The sequence below is a fragment of the Hallella sp. genome (assembly GCF_037460745.1).
In the GTDB taxonomy this organism is placed as follows: domain Bacteria; phylum Bacteroidota; class Bacteroidia; order Bacteroidales; family Bacteroidaceae; genus Prevotella; species Prevotella faecis.
In genome coordinates, this window is the sequence record NZ_JAXVAE010000064.1 from 1 (window position 1) to 17,327 (window position 17,327).

Below are 17,327 nucleotides of genomic sequence, written 5' to 3' on the forward strand. Positions count from 1 at the left end.
GCAACTTTTTGTTGCTCAGGTACTTAAAATGTTTAATTTACAATAGTGTTGCGGAATTAAGGTTTATGGCAAAAATTATGACGTCTAAAGGGTGGTTCCACTACAAGCCCATTACTTTGTATTTAGGTATAAAGCAAATTGACAGGGAGTGTGCTTTTGAAAATTTCAAGCTACTTATGTCAATATTGAACGATAAAGGTATTCAAGCTGGACCTTTTTTAGGTACGCTCTTAGGAATCGTGAGAGAGAATAACTTTATTGAATGGGATGAAGACATTGACCTGTTTATCATGAAAGAACAAGAGCAATTATTAGTGGATGCTCTATGGGATTTGCGTGATCATGGTTTTGAACTTGTTCGATATGAACGAAGAGGTCTGTATTCTGTTATGCGAAACGGTGAATATATAGACTTTTATGTCATGTATCATATTGGGGATAATTTGCGATATTCTGGCGGTGCAGACTTTATGTTTGAGAATTATTTGACTGATACAATAACATGGGATTTCAAAGGAATTTCTTTGCAGATACCAAGAGAATATGATGAGTTTTTGACCTTTCAATATGGAGATTGGAGAACACCTGTAAAATATGCAGATTTTGAAATGACTTCATGGAGAAAGTTCTGGGTGAAATCTATTTATTTTATTAAAAATAATCTTCCGGATTTCTTATACTACCCAATGTTAAAAAAGTATCATCAGAAGCATTTGGATAAATTCAAGGTAAAGTGTGAGAAAAAAGGAATAACATTACCCAAAGAAATTAAATTGTAATAATTATGAATATAGCATTATTGATAGCCGGAGGTTCTGGCAACAGAATGGGACAAGATATCCCAAAACAGTTTATGCACGTAGATGGATGCCCTATCATTATCCATACTATGAGATGTTTTCAAGTTCATCCAGACATAGATGGCATAGCAGTTGTTTGTCTGAAAGGATGGGAAACAGTTCTTCAAGCATACGCCAATCAGTTTAATATTGATAAGTTAAAATGGATATTTCCTGGTGGTAATTCTGGCATGGAGTCAATTCATAACGGTATCTATGGCTTAAAAGCTGAGGGGTGTGATAACGAAGACTTGGTTCTTATTCATGATTCTGTTCGCCCATTGCTAGGACAGGATATCATTAGTAATAACATTGCAACTTGCAAAGCTTATGGTTATGCCATTACAGGTATTCAGTGTCGTGAAGCAATCTTGGAAAGTGAGGATGGATTTTCCACGACTACAAGTATTCCGCGTGACAAACTGATTCGTACACAGACACCTCAAACGTTCCGACTTGGCAATATTATTAATGTTCATGAGGAGGCAAAACAAAAAGGAATTGTTGATAGTGTGGCTTCTTGTACTCTTATTGCAGAAGTTGGAGGTCATGAGATGCATATAGTTCCGGGATCTGAGAAAAACATCAAGATTACAACTGTAGAGGACTTAGAGATTCTCAAGGCACTCATTCATACAAGCAAAGAAGAATGGCTGAAGTAACTTGGAAAACATGTAAGCAAAATATTCTTGCTGATTATAAACGTCTAAAGCTAATAGGGGGGGATACCTCCTCGATTTTTCTTAAAATATTACTGAATACACATAAGAACATCGTGTTCTTTTTTAGAGTTGGCACATTCTTGAAAACTAAACAAAATATTGTGGCAAGGTTATCGTATAAGTTGATAAGTTTGTGGTATGTAAGAAAACAATTGCTTACAGGTATTCAGCTACCATTAGGAACTGATGTCGGTGGAGGTTTAGCCTTCATTCATTTCTCGAATATTGTAATTGCTGAAAGTTGCAAGATAGGTAAAAATTGTACGATTCTGCAAGGAGTAACTTTGGGACATTCTTTCTCTGCGAAAAATGATGGTGTTCCTACTTTGGGTGACAATGTCGTTGTTTTTGCTGGAGCAAAAGTGTTAGGCAAAGTCAAAGTGGGAGACAAGGCTGTCATTGCTGCTAATGCCGTTGTAACAAAGGATGTCCCTGCAAATAGTATCGTAGCAGGAAACCCTGCTAAAGTCATTTCGACAGATACGTCATCATTATTTGGTAAGAAATGGGCGAAGGATTATGCAAGATAATCGAAAAAAAGTGGATGATTATGGATTTACAATGGAATAAGTTGGATTATTGTAACATTTTGGTGACAGGTGCTACAGGGTTGGTAGGATCAAGTATTATTGATTTGCTGATGAAACACTCTGTGAAAAATTGTCATATATATGCATCTGGTAGAAACAAGAGCCGTGCCAAAACTAAGTTCTCTAAGTATTATGACAAAGAAAATTTTCACTTTTTCAGATATGATGTAGAAAAGCCTCTGGAAAGTGAAATAAAATTCGATTATATTATTCATGCTGCTAGCAATGCAAGCCCTAATTTCTTTGCTACTAATCCTGTTGGGGTTATTATGTCGAATATTATAGGTACAAAAAATTTGCTGGATTATGGTAGGGAACACGGAATGAAACGTTTCCTTTATATCTCTTCTGGCGAAGTCTATGGCAATGGTGATGTCGAAAAGTGGCATGAAACGGATAGCGGATACGTGGATTGTATGACTATGCGTTCGTGTTACCCCACTTCGAAGCGTGCGGCAGAAACCCTTTGTGTAGCTTATGCCAAGCAGTATGATGTAGATGTAGTTGTCGCTCGTTTGTGCCATACTTACGGTTCAAACTTTACAGAGCAAGACAATCGTGCTTATGTTCAATTTTTCATAAAAGCCTTGCAGGGTGAGGATATTGTTTTGAAAAGCACAGGTGACCAATATCGATCTTGGCTTTATGTGGAAGATTGTGCTAGTGCAATTCTTACGATATTGCTAAATGGGCAGAGTTGCGAGGCTTATAATGTGGCTGATGAAACTTCCTGTGTTACCATAAAGGAACTCGCAGAGAAGATTGCCAAGCTTGGAAAGGTAAAAGTCGTGTTTGATTTACCATCCGATATTGAAAGAAAAGGATTTTCTGTTATAAAGAAGGCAACCTTTGATACATCCAAACTTCTTGATTTAGGATGGAAAGCAAAGTATTCATTGGATGAAGGATTAAAAAGTACTTTTGAGAAATTAATTTTGCAGAAAAGTTAGTTGTGAATGATTTTTATGATGCATTGCTGTATTTCTTTCCAAATCTCCTTTTCTATCATGAAATACGGTACAGCTTTCTTCCTGTCCTCCTCAAAATAGAAAAACAGATGTTTGATGCCATTGGCATCAGCATATTTGTAGGCTTCGATTTTCACAATGTTGATACCTTACGACTGAAGGGTGGCAGGGAGTTGTTGTCGTTGCTTTTTAGTAAGCAACTTATTCTTTGTATATATAGTATTTATATCACAGGTCATGATGGGTATTCTTATTTGTTGAGAAAGATGGAATATGCTTTTATGACTGCGAAAATAACGAAATAATTTGATTTATAGTTATGTTTAGATTAAAAACATTAACCATTTTAGGCAGTAAGGCAGACTTGGCTTCGCTGCCAGAGAGCAAATTGCTTATAAATACCATAAATGCTCACTCATTTAACACTGCAAAGAAAGATCAACTTTTTGCAGAGGCACTGACCAATGGTGATGCTCTGATTCCAGACGGTGTGAGCATCGTGAAGGCATGCAAGTGGATTAAGGCGAAGAGTCAGCCGAAGGAGCGTATAGCGGGCTGGGACCTGTTCGAGTTTGAGATGAGTAAGTTGGAAAAGAAGGGTGGCACAGTAATGTTTATGGGCAGTTCACAGAAGGTGCTCGACTTGATTGTGAAGCGTGCTGATAAGGTTTATCCTCATCTTAAAGTGGTGACATATTCGCCTCCTTATAAGCCCGAGTTCTCAGATGAGGACAATAAGGCGATTATCGAAGCTATCAACAATGCGAATCCCGATTTGCTGTGGATAGGCATGACAGCACCTAAGCAGGAGAAGTGGACTTACTCGCATTGGAAGGATCTGAACATTCATTGCCATGTGGGTACCATTGGTGCCGTCTTCGACTTCTTTGCAGGAACAGTAGAGCGTGCACCTATATGGTGGCAAGAGCACGGATTGGAATGGTTGTATCGTTTGTTGAAGGAACCCAAACGCATGTGGCGTAGATACATCATAGGCAACACGCTGTTTCTTTGGAACATGACGAAAGAGTAAATTCTGAAGGTATGTGAGGATGAGAAAGAAAGGGTTTCTTTCATGAAGTTGCGACTTTCGTACGATAGGTATATCAAGTTCATTCGATTCTCCTTAGGTCTCTACGAGGGGAAGGAGTTTTTGACGGGAGGGGCTTTGGGCGATTTTGACTGGAGCGCTTTCTATAATTTCTGCAAAATGCAAACTTTGACGGGGGTGGCATTTGATGGAATTATGCGAATATCCGAGAAATGTAACATCACGCAGGATTTGCTGATGACTTGGTATGGAGAAAGTCAAAAGATCAAGAAAAGAAATGCTTTTTTGAATGAGGCCACTTTAGACATATACGATAAGATTGTGGCTACTGGTATGAGGTGCTGTATCCTGAAGGGCCAAGGCAACGCCTTGATGTACCCAAATCCTTACGCTCGTACACCAGGAGATATAGATGTGTGGGTGAATGCGTCACGTAAGGAAACCCGAAGGGTAATTTGTGCGCTTGTTAAGGACAAGAAAGATATAGGTAAGGAATCTCTGAACCACATAGAGGCGAAAGTGGGGGGCGTTCAGTTGGAGATGCATTCTACTCCTGCTATTCTGAACAACCCGCTCCACAATAATCGTTTGCAGAGATGGCTGCGTAGGAACGCAGATTTTCAATGTGGCAATCTTGTTACTATAGTAAGCGAAAAAGGCATGGCAGCTATTCCCACGTTATCCTTTAATGTGGTCTATCAGCTAGTTCATCTGTATCATCATTATTTTTACGAAGGAATTGGGTTGAGGCAGTTTCTCGATTACTATTTTGTAATCATTAATGCGGAAGGTGGAGTGGGGAAAGATATCCAGCTTACCCTTTGTCGCTTGGGCTTATGGAAGTTTGCTGGTGCGGTGATGTATGTGCTGCACGAGGTGTTCGACTTGACTGAGGACAAGATGATTGCGCCCATGGATGAACAACGTGGACGATTGTTGCTCGAAGATGTGTTGAGAGGTGGCAACTTTGGTCAGCACGACGAAAGCCACCATCATTTACAAGGTGCCGTAGGTCATAACATCTTGCGATTACAGCGCGACTTCCGCTTGCTTCGGTACTATCCCGAAGAGGCGTTGGCTGAGCCCTTCTTCCGCCTATGGCATTTTGTCTGGCGGAGGAGGCACGCGTAAACTTTGATAAGGACCATCACGTTGGCATCTGCGAGGGCTTGAAATGATAAAGGGAGATGGCTTTTAGCCTTAGTGCGTTCACCTTGGCTACTTGGGTGATATACAAAAGGTAGTATGAATTTTAGAAATGCAACAATAAGAAATTAGAAACAACGATAGGATTAAATTAAAAATAAACAAAGAGTTATGGTAAAAAGAAATGTTGCGCTGATTACGGGCATTACAGGTCAGGATGGTTCGTACCTGGCAGAGCTGTTGTTGGAGAAAGGTTACGACGTTCACGGCACAATTCGTCGATCGTCGGTGGATTATCGTGAGCGCATTGCCCACCTTGAGGGACAACCCAATTTCCACCTTCATTATGCCGACCTGGGTGACTCTATGAGTCTGATTCAGGTGATGAACAAGGTGAAGCCCACTGAAGTGTATAACCTTGCCGCGCAGAGTCACGTTCAGGTGAGCTTCGACTCTCCTGAGTTCACGTGCGATGTGGACGCTACGGGTGTGCTCCGCGTTCTGGAGGCCATCCGCCAGTGTGGATTGGCCGATACCTGCCGTATGTATCAGGCTTCTACGTCAGAGCTGTATGGTAAGGTGGAGGAGGTTCCCCAGAACGAGAACACACCATTCCACCCCTATTCGCCTTACGCTGTGGCCAAGCAGTATGGTTTCTGGATTGTGAAGGAGTATCGTGAGGCATACAATATGTTCTGCTGCTCGGGCATCCTCTTCAACCATGAGAGTGAGCGTCGTGGAGAGACCTTTGTGACACGTAAGATCACCTTGGCCGCTGCTCGCATCAAGCAGGGAAAGCAGGACAAGTTGTATCTTGGTAATCTCGACTCGCTCCGCGACTGGGGCTACGCCAAGGATTACGTGGAGTGTATGTGGCTCATCCTTCAAGCAGAGAAACCTGAGGACTTCGTTATTGCTACGGGTAAGCAGCACTCTGTGCGTGAGTTTGCCGAGTTGGCGTTCCATTATGTAGGCATCGAGCTGAATTGGGAAGGTAAGGGCGAAAACGAGAAGGGCATCTGTACGGAAGGCCCTGAGGAGCTTATCGGCAAGACCCTCGTTGAGGTGTCGCCCGACTTCTATCGTCCTACCGATGTGGTGAACCTCTGGGGCGATCCCACCAAGGCTAAGGCCAAGCTCAACTGGAACCCCAACACTACCTCTTTCGAGGATCTCGTTCGCATCATGGTGGAGAACGATATGGCCAAGGTGGCCGCCGAAGAAGCTGGCAAGAAGGTGCGTACCAACCTGGCCGAGTATCTGGAGAAAGGTATCGTTAAGTAATGAATCAATAATAAAGTATAATCTGTCAATCACTAAATGGCTAAGAAAGTTTTTGTAAGCGGATGTTACGATCTGCTACATTCTGGCCATGTGGAGTTCTTCCAACAGGCATCGCGCTTTGGCGACCTGTATGTGGGAATAGGCTCTGATGCCACTTATCTTGAGTATAAGCATCGGAAGCCTATGTTCCCACAGGAGGAGCGTCTTTTCATGGTTAAGAACATCAAGGCGGTAAAGGATGCCTATATCAATGAGGGGAGTGGGGTTATCGACTATCTACCCACACTCGACAAGGTGAAACCCGACGTGTTCGTTGTGAACGCGGAGGGTGGATCAGAGGAGAAGCGTAAGATTTGCGAGGAGAGAGGCATCGAGTATGTGGAACTCCAACGTGAACCTCACGCAGGTTTGAAGGCCCGTTCCTCGTCCGGCCTGAAGAAAGCCTTGGCCACGGCCTCCGACAACACGACCCAAGGGGTGGGTATTCCCACGCGCTTGGACCTTGCGGGGACGTGGATCGATCAGCCATATGTGAGCCACCACCATCCGGGATGGGCCATCACCATCTCGCTGGAACCCACCTTCGATGTGCGTGACCGATGTGGTCTCTCCACTTCGACACGCAACATGATCAAGAAGATATGGCCGGTGAAACTGCCTAAGATGGATCCGGAAATGTTGGCACGATTGGTGTTCTGCTTTGAGAACAACCCTGAACGCCACGATGGTATCATCTCTGGAGCGCAAGATGCCATCGGCATTTGTATGCCTGGATTGGCCCGACATTATTATAATAATAACTTTTGGCCAGAGAAGATAGAGAGCACTCAAGATGAGATGACACTTCGTTTCTTGGAGCAACACCTTGTCATGATTCCGCTTGAGCCGCGTCGACCAGGTTGTAGCGTTGTGGAGGGTAAAGACATCACCCCCACAAAAGTGAAGGCACTTGCTGATGCAGCCGACGCTTGTTGGAACGCTATCTTAGCGCACAACCTTGATGGATTTGCCGCTGCTTATAGGGATTCGTTCGCTGCTCAAGCGGCGATGTTCCCTGGTATGGTGAATCCTTCAATTAACGGATTTGTTGAGGAGAGCGCCAGTGTGCAACCCATGATCGACAAGTATAGCGCCATGGACGACGTTTTGGCATGGAAGATGCCAGGCGCTGGTGGCGGAGGCTATCTCGCCCTCGTGGTGAACGACAGTAAGGAGTTTGCAAACAATCATCATGAAGCCATCAATCTTCAAATACGAAGGGCATAACTACCTGGGACCATTCCTGATTATCAGTAGTCTCTTTTTCATGTGGGGATTTGCCCATGGCATATTAGAGATTCTGAATCCGCACTTTCAGGAGTCGTTTCATATCAGCAAGACCATGTCTGCCCTTACGCAGGCGGCGGTTTATGGAGCTTACTTCCTTATGGCTTTGCCTGCTGGATGGATCACTCAGAAATGGGGGTATAGGAGGGGTGTAATCACCGGATTGGTATTGTTTGGCGTTGGCGCATTGATGTTTATACCGGGAAGTAGAATCAATAACTTCTATTTCTTTGTATTGTCATTGTTTGTGATAGGGTGCGGTTTGACTTGTCTGGAGACGAGCGCCAATCCTTATGCCACAGTGCTTGGACATCCCGATAAGGCAGAGAGCAGAATTAACCTCTCGCAATCACTCAATGGAATAGGCTGGATCGTCGGCCCATTGGTGGGAGGCCAACTGCTCTTTACGGGTGTGAGCATTGCTATTCCTTACGCCATCGTAGGAATATTCGTGCTTTTCGTGGCGTTCTTATTGTGCAGGATTACCCTGCCTGATCCGCGGAGGGCACACGAGGCTGATACTAAGGAGAAAACCAAGGAGGTACCGATGCATACCTTGGCTTTTGGCTTTGGGATGCTCACCTTATTTCTTTATGTGGCCGCCCAGACAGGTGTGAACAGTTTCTTCATCAATTATGCTGAGGAAAGCATTCATATTGAAAAAGAAACAGCAAGCATGTTTTTGGCCTTTGGCGGCATGGGCTTGTTTTTCGTAGGTCGATTGGCGGGTAGCGTGCTGATGAACTTCATACGACCCAAATGGGTTCTTCTGGCATGCGCATTGCTCACTTGTGTCGCAACATTCGTTGTTGTGGCGTTTAGTGGTACGATCTCGCTGGTCGCATTCTTCGCTTTATATTTAGGTGAGAGCATTATGTTCCCCACGATTTTCTCTTTGGCATTGAGAGATGCAGGGACACAAACCAAGTTGGCGTCCTCATTGCTTGTGATGACGGTTGTGGGTGGTGCTGTCGCTCCATTACTGATGGGATATATAGCAGATAGCACGGGTAGCATGGCAAAAGCCTTTTTAATTCCTTTGGGGTGTTATGCGGTGATAGGGTCGTATGCCGTAACACGCCAAAGATAACCCAATAAATGGATAACAAATGAGTTTAGATAAAAACGCAAAGATTTATATAGCTGGCCACCATGGTCTTGTGGGATCGGCTATTTGGAATAACCTCAAGCAGAGAGGTTACAATAACTTGGTGGGGCGATCACACAAAGAGCTTGACCTCACTGATCAGTATGCCGTTGAGAAGTTCTTCGATGAGGAGCGTCCCGATGCAGTGGTGTTGGCGGCTGCCTTCGTGGGAGGCATCATGGCCAACTCGCTCTATCGCGCCGACTTCATTATGCAGAACATGAAGATGCAGTGCAACGTCATCAGCAACGCCTATTCGCATGGCGTGAAGAAGTTGCTCTTTTTGGGTTCTACCTGCATCTATCCGAAGAACGCTCCACAGCCGATGAAGGAGGATGTGCTTCTTACTTCACCCCTGGAGTACACCAACGAGGAGTATGCCATCGCTAAGATTGCTGGACTGAAGATGTGCGAAAGCTATAACCTACAGTATGGCACCAATTATATTGCCGTGATGCCGACCAATCTCTATGGTCCGAACGACAATTTCCATTTGGAGAACAGTCATGTGATGCCAGCCATGATGCGTAAGGTGTATTTGGCCAAACTCATCCACGATGGCGACTGGCATAGCATCGAGGTGGACATGAACAAACGCCCAATCAACCCGACCGATAAGCTCCGTGCCATTATTGGTGACGGTAATGTGGATGGTCACAACGACCATGAGCGTATCTTGAAGGCTCTGGAGTTTTATGGCATCTATGATAATAAGGTGGTGCTATGGGGTACAGGTAAGCCGTTGCGCGAGTTCCTTTGGAGCGAGGATATGGCCGATGCCAGTGTCCATGTATTGTTGAACGTTGACTTTAAGGACATTATTGGCATTGAGAAATATTCATCGGTGTTCTATGGTGCCAAAGTGGATGGAGCCGTAGATCGCAACAACTCTGAGGGGCGTGGCGGTGCCATCCCTGCGCTTGGTGAGATTCGCAACTGCCATATCAACGTGGGCACTGGCAAGGAGCTTACCATTCGTGAGTTGTCGGAACTGGTGGTGAAGACCGTTGGCTTCGAGGGAACTGTGGAATTCGACGCAAGCAAGCCCGATGGCACAATGCGTAAGCTCATCGATGTGGAGAAGCTCCACTCGTTGGGATGGACCCACAAGGTTGAGATTGAGGATGGCGTGAGAAAACTCTACGACTGGTATCAAGACAGCCTGAAAGACTAAGAATAAACAACAGCCCTCCATTTCCACCAAATGAGATGTTATGATGGAGGGCCGTTTGTTACATTCTTATTATCAATGATCGTCGTTCATTATTTCCATCGCCTTTTTTCTTCTGCTAACTACTTGGTCTTGACGTTTCGTGACGCGCTATCCCACGGAGGCGTTGAGCGAGCCATTGTTCAGAACGTGGTTCTGGGCTTGGAAGAAACGACATGGATATAAGTAAAATCAAATAAAAACACTATGGAAGTAATAAAGACTGAGATTGAGGGCGTGGTGATCATTGAGCCGCGTATCTTCAAGGACGCTCGTGGATATTTCTTCGAGAGTTTTTCGCAGAGGGAGTTTGACGAGAAGGTGCGTCACATCGACTTCTGCCAGGACAATGAGAGCATGAGCAGCTATGGCGTGATGCGTGGCTTGCATTTCCAGCGCCCGCCGTTCACCCAGAGCAAGCTGGTGAGGTGTGTGAAGGGTGCCGTGCTCGATGTGGCGGTGGATATTCGCAAGGGATCGCCCACCTACGGCAAGCATGTGGCGGTGGAACTGACCGAAGACAACCATCGCCAGTTTTTTGTGCCCCGTGGCTTCGCCCATGGCTTCGCGGTGCTGAGCGAGACGGCCGTGTTCCAATATAAGTGCGACAACTTCTACCACCCGGAGGCCGATGGCGGCATCAGCATCCTTGATGATAGTCTGGGCATCGACTGGCGCATTCCCACCGACCACGCCATCCTTTCGGAGAAGGACACGAAGCACGACCTACTCAAAGACTTCGACAGCCCGTTCGACATCAACGTCAATTTATACAAATAATGATTGGGGGGACGCACATTTGCGCCCCCTCAATTTTTAAGGTTCATTCGTTAAATGCATAGATGAGATATGGATGTAAGGGCAACAGCCTTCTATTTATGCTTTTGCCCCATCGGACCGCATATCCACGTATTTAACGGAAGAACCATATTTTTTTAGAGTCCCCATTTATAGCCAACGGTAAACGTCAATGAGCGATTGTGAGCGGCGGGGCCGTAAGACCTGTTCCACTTATCGCCATCCTGGCGCAAGTTGGTCACTCCGAAATTGTATCTCAGATCAGCCACAAGGTTCTTGTATTCGTAGCTTATGCCAACAGGGACCGACAGGGCAAACGTTTTGATGAAGGCCCCGCTACTGGTTGTGGCGGGCTTACCCTTATAGCTGATTGCATAATCGCCACTTGTGCTCCTGCTTACGGCAAACTCTGGCTGTAGACCGGCCTTTAGGGCAAGCCCTTTCCATACATACACATTGGCGAGGACAGGGGTGGCTATGCTGTTGAGATTGACCTTCAGATCGTCTTTAAAATCAAACTGTTCGCCATTGGGCGTTCCACTCTTGCCCTTGGTGCCATACTTTGCTCCTTGCTGGGTGTAGAAAACACCTACGGAAAGTCCGAACAAGCTGGTAAACTGGTATTGCGCTTCGACACCTGCGGTAAACCCCGCCTTGCGTTTTTGGTTGTCATACAAAATCAGTCCCCATTTTCCTGGATCAGAATCGGGAACATATATAGTGCCTTCGGTTCCTGAAACGTCTGGCCTTACGGCATAAGCAACATAAACAGGCAATTGGCCAGTGATGTTGCTTACCGTTACACCCACCTTGGGTGTGACAGAGAAGGTTCCCGCCTTCTGCTGAGCGCTTGCGGTTGAAGCGGTCATGAGCAGGGCTGCTAAAACCAATAATTGTTTTTTCATTGTTGTGTATGATATGATTTATGCGAAATTCGACAAGCAAGTGCAAATTTACATCATTTATTCGTAAAAGTACCCGCATGGCGTTTAAAATTCCAATGATGTAAAAAATGCTTCCAACGCTGAAGCGAGATTCAAATATTATTGTTACTTTTGCCAACAAATAACAAACATAAAAATGAAGAGGACCCTTCTGTCAGCTTGCGCATGAGCCATGGTGGCAGCGTTGTCCTTGACTACAAAATATCAATAAAACGAATTATTAAGGAAATACAGGTTTAACACGCCAAAGAGTTATAACGACATTATGAAGATCGGATTGTTTATTCCTTGTTACGTCGACGCATTGTATCCTGAAGTGGGAGTGGCCACCTACAAGCTGCTGACAAGCCTCGGGCTCGACGTTACCTACCCTCTCAAGCAAACTTGCTGCGGACAGCCCATGGCGAACGCCGGCTTTGAAAAGATGGCCACCGACATTGTGCGCCACTTCGACGACCTCTTCCGAGAGTTCGACTATGTGGTTGCGCCGTCGGCATCGTGTGCGGCCTTTGTGAAGCTATATCATCCCCGACTTGCCAAGGGCAATCACGAATGCCTCACGTCGAAGAAGATCATGGACGTGGTGGAGTTTCTGCACGACGTAGTGAAACCAACAAGCCTCAAGGCTCACTTCCCCCACATCGTTAGCGTGCATAACTCGTGTCACGGCGTACGCGAGCTGCATCTGTCGTCGCCTTCAGAAAGACAGGAGCCTCAGTTCAACAAGATCATCGACCTCCTCAAACTCGTGGACGGCATCACCATTCGGGAGCCGGAGAGAAAAGACGAGTGTTGCGGATTCGGCGGAATGTTCTCCATAGAAGAGCCCGACGTATCGAAACGCATGGGAGAGGACAAGATTGAACGTCACATGGCTACGGGAGCCGAATACATCACCGGTCCCGACTCGTCGTGCCTCATGCACATGCAGGGCATTGCAAAGAAGGAGAACAAACCTATAAAATTCATACACGTGGTAGAGATATTGGCAGCAGGACTATGAGCACACTACATTCAGAAGCGGCGCGACGCTTCAACGATAACAGGGAAAAGACCACTTGGCACGACGCCACCTTCTGGTCGTTAAGGCAAAAGCGCGACAACATGGCGTCGGGGTTGCCCGAATGGGAGGAACTGCGCGAACACGCCAGCCAGATAAAGCAGCACACCATTACCCACTTGGCCGACTATCTGGAGGAGTTTAGCGCGCAGCTGGAGAGCCGTGGCGTCATTGTGCATTGGGCTAAGGACGCCAATGACTTTAACAACATCGTGCTCGACATTCTGCAGAGTCATGGCGTGAGGAAGATGGTTAAGAGCAAGTCGATGCTTACTGAGGAATGTGCCATGAACCCGTTTCTTGAGAGGCACGGCATCGACGTCGTGGAGACCGACCTTGGCGAACGCATCCTGCAACTGCTCCATCAGAAGCCGAGCCATATCGTTATGCCTGCCATACACCTCAAGAGGGAAGAGGTGGGGCGGATGTTTGAGGAGAAAGGCATCAGTACGGAGAAAGGCAATGATGATCCCACCTACCTTACACAATGTGCGCGCAAGCATCTGCGCAACCAGTTTATGGAAGCGGGAGCGGGAATGACTGGATGCAATTTCGGTGTGGCCAAGACTGGCGACATCGTGGTTTGCACCAACGAGGGCAACGCCGATATGTCGACATCAATGCCCAAGCTGCATCTCGTGGCAATGGGAATAGAGAAGATTGTGCCCGACTATAAGTCGCTCGCCGTATTCCAACGACTGCTCTGTCGCTCCGCTACAGGCCAGCCCACCACAGCTTACACATCCCACTTCCGCCAGGCAAGACCGGGAGCGGAGATGCACGTCATCCTCGTGGACAACGGGCGAAGCGACATCCTCGCCAACGACGAGCATTGGGAAACGCTGAAGTGCATTCGCTGCGGAGCCTGCATGAACACGTGCCCCGTATATCGCCGATCAGGGGGTTACTCTTACACCTACTTCATCCCAGGGCCTATCGGCATCAACCTTGGCATGCTCCACGATGCGTCGCGCTATAACGACAACGTAAGTGCTTGCACGCTCTGCCTCTCGTGCGACAATGTGTGCCCGGCTAAGGTCAATCCGGGTTCGCAGGTTTATATGTGGAGACAGAAGCTCGACTCGCTGCATAAGGCCAACACAATGAAGAAGTGCATGTCGAAGGGAATGGAAGAGCTTTTCGATCATCCCCAGCTCTATTCTTCAGCCCTGCGTCTGGCTCCTCTTGCCAACCTCATACCCGAAGGCCTTACGCACATCCGCACCCTCAATCCGTGGGGCGTGGCACACGCAATGCCTAATTTTGCGAAGGAATCGTTCCAGACAATGTGGAAGAAAGGAAAACTGAAAGAACAATGACATACAAAGACGAACTATTGGAGAAGTTGAGACGCAACACGCGCAAACAATATCCGATGCCCGATACACCCATAAACGGCATATCATACGACGACACGCTAAGGCAGTTTGTGGAGATGAGCAAGTCGGTGGGCAGCAACGTGGTGATGGCTAAGCCGGGCGAAAACCTCGACGACATTGTGAGAAACGCCTATCCGGAAGCAAAGACCATTGCCTCTAACATCGCAGAACTAACCATCTCCACCATCAATCCCGACACCGTGGCCGAGGCCAAGGACCTTAACGGCATCGATGTAGGAGTGGTGTGCGGCCAGATTGGAGTGGCGGAAAACGGTTGCGTATGGATTCCGCAGGACATGAAGGAGAAAGCAGTGTGCTTCATTAGCGAATATCTGGTCCTCGTTCTCCCGAAGAGCGGCATCGTGAACAACATGCACGAGGCATACGACCGCATCCGCATGCCCAAGACCGGGCTCGGCACATTCATCTCAGGACCCTCAAAGACGGCCGACATCGAGCAGGCGCTGGTAATGGGAGCGCAGGCAGCACGCGGCGTAACCGTTGTAATAAGGGAAGAATAATGAGGGCGTAAGCCTATTTGTTAGGCTCTCCAAATATAGGAATCTCCGTATTTGTTGCACCTTATCCGTGGGGGGGTGATATTGTTAAAATTAGAAAACAGAAGCAATGAAAAAGATAATAACGATTGTTGTGGCGATTATCGCCCTGTTTGGGTTTAGCGGATGCCATGAGCGTCTTAACTATGTAAATAATTACTTCCAACGTCAAAGCGTGATTGAGGAGTTGAGCAATGACCTTGAAGGACAATATAGCCATATGTTCATTCCCGTGATCTATAATGCATCGAATGAGCAGTTGGATTATAAGAGTTTATGGAAGGGTGAATTCTCAGAACATGGTTTTCCTATCATCCACTACACTTTTGGAGGGTACGAAAATCGGACTGTCATCTTACAGCAAGTCCCCGTCAGCTGGATAAGCTTTATCATCAAGGATCTTCATTTGGCTGAAGCGGTCAAGCAATTGCCCGATTATGACATTTCGATTCCTTATTCCTTTGTAAGTTCTGGCGAAAAAACTGAAGAAGCGAGCAATATGGGTAGAATCATATATGGCGATAGCAGCCTACCGGTGACATTGAACTATGGCGGAGAGCAGCACCTTGTGCTTTTCAACTTCAAATGTCAATCGGTATCAACATTTGATGCTGACACGCGTCCTATCACACCAGGAAGAATTCAGTTGGAACTCGAATCTATCATTGTTGACAATGTAATCGTCCAAAAAATCGATGGCTATTCTGGAGAAGAGTTCTTGCTTAGTATTATTAACGAAACGAATATTGTTACGAGATAAACGACACCCGCCACGCTCATTTCAAGAAAATCACATGCTACATCGGTTTACAATCCAAGGTTAGCAGGGTAAGCAACAAATCAGCAACAGGTTTTGGAAGCAACAACAGCGGCTATCACTCACGAAGAGAGTTGATAGCCGCTGTTGTTGTATCAATGCTATGCACCCACAGCCATGCTCATCATGTATCTTTGTTAGTGCACCCTCCGAGATAAAAGTCCTGATAATGACGAATGGGCTCTTTTTTGAAAACAAAAAAGGAATTGTTTGGTTGTGTGGAAGACTATTTGTAATTTTGGGTGTTTGATCAAACGAAGAGTTTAGCTACGAAATATTAAACCTATGCAATATCCTCTTATCTCAGAATACATGGCGACCATCCGCGATGCCCACGACAACTTGGAGCAACTGAGCCATTTGGAACCCGTGATGGACAAGTATGGTGAGCCGTATCGTAGCGGTGGCGCGTTTGCCGTTGTGTTTAAGATGCAAGACAAGCAGACGGGGAAGTGCTATGCCCTGAAATGCTTCACCGAGGAGCAGGAGGGCCGTGCGGAGGCCTACGGTCAGATTGCCGAGGAACTGGAGTTTGTCGACTCGCCGTATGTTACATCCGTGAAGTATTTGGAGAACGAGCTGTTTGTGGACAGCAGTTGCGACGACGACGAGTTTCCCGTGTTGCTGATGGACTGGGTGGAGGGCGACACCATGGAGGCGTACATTGCCGCCCACCACGGGGACAGCCATGCCATGTCGATGCTCTGCTACCGTTTCTGCAAATTGGCGGCATGGCTCCGCTCGCAACCGTTCGCCCATGGCGACATCAAGCCCGACAATATAATGGTGCGCCCCGACGGTACGCTAACGCTGGTCGACTACGACGGCATGTTTGTGCCAGCGATGAAAGGTCAGAAGTCGCCGACTATCGGCACCAAGGACTTTTCGCATCCACTTCGCACCATCGACGACTTCGACGAAACCATCGACGATTTCGCCTTGGCTTCCATCGCCCTCTCGCTAAAAGCCATCTCCCTTGATGCGTCGCTGCTTGAGCAATATGGCGCGCCCGACCGCCTCCTCTTCTCTGCCACCGACTATCTCAACTTGAGCACGAGCAAGGCCTTCTCCGCCCTCCAAGGCTTGTTAGCCAACGAGGAGATGCAAACCCTCCTGTCGATGTTTCTGTTGGCCAACGCCAAAAAGGACCTGTCCATGTGCTCCTTCCGACTGTTCAGCGTACAAAAACCGAAGGAAGAGGAAGTGTGGAGCACAGAAGTGACGGATGAAGATCTTGAGAATGCCGTAGAGGACGAGCTTGGCGTGAAATATAGCAAGGATTGGAAACGATTGCTTAGGGCGCCAGAAGAATTGAAAGGAGAGTACACTATCAGAGAAGGGGTGAAAGCAATTGGAGACTGGGCTTTTCAATATTGTCACAATCTTAAAGGTGTTAGCATACCCAATAGTGTGACAAGTATTGGATATGATACTTTTTCAATATGTATTTAGAGCCTTATAACTAACCATAACTTACTATGACTAACTA

The 17,327-nt window shown here is 46.6% G+C and carries 17 protein-coding genes; 16 read left to right on the forward strand and 1 reads right to left on the reverse strand.

Annotated features, from left to right (window positions below; all coding sequences use genetic code 11):
• From WKK33_RS02605 to rfbC, 11 genes are all read left to right on the forward strand, one after another.
• On the forward strand, positions 1-779 hold a 779-nt coding region (locus WKK33_RS02605; protein WP_337932341.1), incomplete at its 5' end, for a LicD family protein.
• Between the two features lie 5 nt (positions 780-784).
• The gene (locus WKK33_RS02610) at positions 785-1,501 is read left to right on the forward strand and encodes an IspD/TarI family cytidylyltransferase (RefSeq protein ID WP_337932343.1); all 717 of its coding nucleotides are present in this window, start codon (positions 785-787) and stop codon (positions 1,499-1,501) included.
• Positions 1,489-2,091, forward strand: a complete 603-nt coding sequence (locus WKK33_RS02615; RefSeq protein ID WP_337932345.1) for a serine acetyltransferase — start codon at positions 1,489-1,491, stop codon at positions 2,089-2,091. The genes WKK33_RS02610 and WKK33_RS02615 overlap by 13 nt, the downstream gene beginning before the upstream one ends.
• The gene (locus WKK33_RS02620; RefSeq protein WP_337932347.1) at positions 2,067-3,101 is read left to right on the forward strand and encodes an NAD-dependent epimerase/dehydratase family protein; all 1,035 of its coding nucleotides are present in this window, start codon (positions 2,067-2,069) and stop codon (positions 3,099-3,101) included. The genes WKK33_RS02615 and WKK33_RS02620 overlap by 25 nt, the downstream gene beginning before the upstream one ends.
• A gap of 337 nt (positions 3,102-3,438) precedes the next feature.
• Positions 3,439-4,152, forward strand: a complete 714-nt coding sequence (locus WKK33_RS02625; protein WP_337932348.1) for a WecB/TagA/CpsF family glycosyltransferase — start codon at positions 3,439-3,441, stop codon at positions 4,150-4,152.
• Positions 4,153-4,194: 42 nt separating this feature from the next.
• Positions 4,195-5,301, forward strand: coding sequence for a nucleotidyltransferase family protein (locus WKK33_RS02630; RefSeq protein ID WP_337932349.1), 1,107 nt, complete (start codon positions 4,195-4,197; stop codon positions 5,299-5,301).
• Positions 5,302-5,487: 186 nt separating this feature from the next.
• Complete coding sequence (gene gmd / locus WKK33_RS02635) at positions 5,488-6,600, forward strand: GDP-mannose 4,6-dehydratase (RefSeq protein WP_337932350.1); 1,113 nt, start codon at positions 5,488-5,490, stop codon at positions 6,598-6,600.
• 36 nt (positions 6,601-6,636) lie between these two features.
• Complete coding sequence (locus tag WKK33_RS02640; protein ID WP_337932351.1) at positions 6,637-7,866, forward strand: adenylyltransferase/cytidyltransferase family protein; 1,230 nt, start codon at positions 6,637-6,639, stop codon at positions 7,864-7,866.
• Positions 7,832-9,016, forward strand: a complete 1,185-nt coding sequence (locus tag WKK33_RS02645) for a sugar MFS transporter (protein WP_337932352.1) — start codon at positions 7,832-7,834, stop codon at positions 9,014-9,016. Before WKK33_RS02640 ends, WKK33_RS02645 begins: the two co-directional genes overlap by 35 nt.
• 19 nt (positions 9,017-9,035) lie before the next feature.
• A complete protein-coding gene (locus tag WKK33_RS02650) occupies positions 9,036-10,247 on the forward strand; it encodes a GDP-L-fucose synthase (RefSeq protein ID WP_337932354.1) in 1,212 nt (403 codons plus the stop codon).
• Positions 10,248-10,490: 243 nt separating this feature from the next.
• Positions 10,491-11,063: a dTDP-4-dehydrorhamnose 3,5-epimerase gene (gene rfbC, locus WKK33_RS02655; protein WP_337932356.1), complete on the forward strand. Its 573-nt coding sequence runs from the start codon at positions 10,491-10,493 to the stop codon at positions 11,061-11,063.
• Positions 11,064-11,218: 155 nt separating this feature from the next.
• Here the strand turns inward: rfbC and WKK33_RS02660 are convergent, their stop codons facing one another.
• Positions 11,219-11,986: a porin family protein gene (locus WKK33_RS02660; protein ID WP_337932358.1), complete on the reverse strand. Its 768-nt coding sequence runs from the start codon at positions 11,984-11,986 to the stop codon at positions 11,219-11,221.
• Positions 11,987-12,290: 304 nt separating this feature from the next.
• Here WKK33_RS02660 and WKK33_RS02665 point away from each other — a divergent pair, with 304 nt between their 5' ends.
• From WKK33_RS02665 to WKK33_RS02685, 5 genes are all read left to right on the forward strand, one after another.
• Positions 12,291-13,028 (forward strand): (Fe-S)-binding protein, encoded by a 738-nt coding sequence (locus WKK33_RS02665; protein ID WP_337571145.1) that lies wholly within the window; start codon positions 12,291-12,293, stop codon positions 13,026-13,028.
• Positions 13,025-14,404, forward strand: a complete 1,380-nt coding sequence (locus WKK33_RS02670) for a lactate utilization protein B (RefSeq protein WP_337469548.1) — start codon at positions 13,025-13,027, stop codon at positions 14,402-14,404. Before WKK33_RS02665 ends, WKK33_RS02670 begins: the two co-directional genes overlap by 4 nt.
• Positions 14,401-14,985: an LUD domain-containing protein gene (locus WKK33_RS02675; protein ID WP_337932360.1), complete on the forward strand. Its 585-nt coding sequence runs from the start codon at positions 14,401-14,403 to the stop codon at positions 14,983-14,985. The genes WKK33_RS02670 and WKK33_RS02675 overlap by 4 nt, the downstream gene beginning before the upstream one ends.
• A 106-nt stretch (positions 14,986-15,091) precedes the next feature.
• A complete protein-coding gene (locus WKK33_RS02680; protein ID WP_337932361.1) occupies positions 15,092-15,781 on the forward strand; it encodes a DUF4840 domain-containing protein in 690 nt (229 codons plus the stop codon).
• A 342-nt stretch (positions 15,782-16,123) separates the two neighbouring features.
• A complete protein-coding gene (locus WKK33_RS02685) occupies positions 16,124-17,290 on the forward strand; it encodes a leucine-rich repeat protein (protein WP_337932363.1) in 1,167 nt (388 codons plus the stop codon).
• Positions 17,291-17,327 lie beyond the last annotated feature (37 nt).